At 36.6% G+C, this 2,150-nt stretch carries 4 protein-coding genes; 1 reads left to right on the top strand and 3 read right to left on the bottom strand.

The window, feature by feature from the left end; translation table 11 throughout:
• The 3 genes from RM529_RS16960 to RM529_RS16970 form a co-directional block, all read right to left on the bottom strand.
• The coding region (locus RM529_RS16960) for a DUF3875 domain-containing protein (RefSeq protein ID WP_311485935.1) at nt 1–687 on the bottom strand (687 nt) is incomplete at its 3' end.
• The gene (locus RM529_RS16965) at nt 680–958 is read right to left on the bottom strand and encodes a hypothetical protein (protein ID WP_311485936.1); all 279 of its coding nucleotides are present in this window, start codon (nt 956–958) and stop codon (nt 680–682) included. The genes RM529_RS16960 and RM529_RS16965, both read right to left, overlap by 8 nt.
• A 36-nt stretch (nt 959–994) precedes the next feature.
• Complete coding sequence (locus RM529_RS16970; protein ID WP_008610937.1) at nt 995–1,282, bottom strand: hypothetical protein; 288 nt, start codon at nt 1,280–1,282, stop codon at nt 995–997.
• 189 nt (nt 1,283–1,471) lie between these two features.
• Between RM529_RS16970 and RM529_RS16975 the strand changes: the two genes are divergently transcribed.
• Complete coding sequence (locus tag RM529_RS16975; protein WP_311485937.1) at nt 1,472–2,113, top strand: N-acetylmuramoyl-L-alanine amidase family protein; 642 nt, start codon at nt 1,472–1,474, stop codon at nt 2,111–2,113.
• Nucleotides 2,114–2,150 lie beyond the last annotated feature (37 nt).

The raw sequence follows: 2,150 nt of genomic DNA on the forward strand, positions 1-2,150 counted from the left end.
GAATTTCTCATTGGTCTTGCTACTCTGTACACTTTCGCCAAAGCACAGTTCGCTGTTGATGGCTAGGGCATCAAAATGGTTTTCGCCAATATTGACGCTTTTTTTGTCCAGTAAGATATCGGTATCATAGCCTTCATTAAAACCGTTGAAGTAACTGCTTGTCAGTTGCTGTATGTCGCCCGCTTTAAGCGAAACAAAATCCATCTTTCGGCTATTGTTGATAAAGGAAACCGAGTCACTTACCGAGTTGGCGAAACTCTTGATGTTGTCGTCCAATTCCTGTACGATTCCCTTTGAAACTTTTCTGAAGGGATTGACATATTTAGGATTGTTGAGTGCCTTATTTTTGGTCAAGATGAAGAACAAATAGCAGCTGTGCTCAATATGTCCACGACCTTTAAAATGTTCGTGGGTAGCCTTTTCCAGAAAGGTAGAATTCGGAAGTTGTTGTGAAGTATATGATTTCTTGAGGTAGATATCTTGTTTGTGAACCACGGTTCCGACAGGCAATGACTTCAACGCCTGAAACCAAGCACCGTGCATATCCTCAAAATCTTTTTCAGATAGTGAATAGATTTCTGGCAGATTACCTTTATAGCATATAACAACGTTACCATTGTTGGCAAAGACGATATTATCCTGAATATCTGCAATAGGTCGATATGCCGAAAGGTTAATCTTATTCATAATCGAAGCCAGAATTTCTTTTGTTGCTGATAATGTTTGGAAAGGCCTTTGCCATTTGAAATAGTTGTGGATTGTGGGTTATCCTCGTTAGCGCAACATATAAGGAAGCGTTGAAGACCAACACCCCTATTATTATCCCAAAGCTGAAAGAGAAGATGATGATGAGCAGCGAAGCCAAAATGGAAACCATCATCAATGCAAACAGGGAAATGGGCAGTCCAAAAATGACCGCCCTTTTCCTAATGTTTTTATAGACCTCGTATTTCTTCATAATGCTTGGAAAACAAATCCCTCTTAGAGGGTTCATCTATACTACGATTCCTATTAAGTAAGTGAAGATGCCCACTACTGCGCCAGCAATAAGTACAAATACTAAAACTCGGGTAATCCCCTTTTTTAAATCTGCATTTTCCCCAAAAAAATGTCCTGCGTTGAACAGGAAACCTACAAGGAAGATTACACCGAGTAGTATTGGAAAAATAGTTCGGATAGTGTCGCCAACATCATTAACTGAATCTTCAATGCCACCAATTTGAGCAAAAAGCGAAGTGGATAATAGCGAAAGAATGGATGCTAAATAGTGTGATTTTTTCATAACGGAAAAGTTTAAATTTTTAGTTCATTTTCGTTATTGGAAATTTACATATATTTGAGTGTATATAACTGAAAATCAAATATTTGTGAATAAAATATTATTTGATATTGTTTGAATTCCGTTGTTATTATTTGACATCAAATTCGATGGATTTTTGAAGGGAAGTTGTTGATAACCCGAAAATTGAAAATGAAAAATCTGCTCAAAAACGTCAGTTTTGTAATTTTAGTTCTAAAAATGTGTGTCATTTTTGGACAAGAATCGACTGCTCAAAAACGAATAATAATTGATGTTGGACACGGTGGAAAAGATGCTGGTGCAATTGGTATAAATAACATCCAAGAAAAAGATGTGGTTTTGTCCATTGCAAATGCCATTTTAAAGCTGAATAAAGAAATGGATAAGCCTTTGGATATTTATTTGACCAGGTATAGTGATACGCTTATTTCTTTATCAGACAGAACAAAGCTGGCCGAAGCCTTGAATGCTGATTTGTTTGTGTCTTTGCATTGCAATCATTCCGATAATCCAGATGCGAGAGGTATAGAGGTTTATGCTTCAAGAAAACAAAAGGAATTCTCAAAAGCATCGGTTCTTATAGGTTATCAAATTGAACGAGCCCTTTGTGAAGCCATTGCTTATGAAAGTCGAGGTGTGAAGTTTGCCAACTTTCAGGTACTTGGGGAAACTGTTGAGTATTGCGCCTCATTACTATTGGAATTGGGTTTTTTGAGCAATAAAGATGAAGGCAGCTATATTTTGGATAATAACAATATTGAACGCATTGCACTATCGATATTATTATCCATTCAAAAATCAATAGAATTATGAAAGATATTTTTTTAGAGTTAACGAAGAGCTTGAAGGA

Source organism: Autumnicola edwardsiae (genome assembly GCF_031846505.1).
GTDB lineage: Bacteria > Bacteroidota > Bacteroidia > Flavobacteriales > Flavobacteriaceae > Autumnicola > Autumnicola edwardsiae.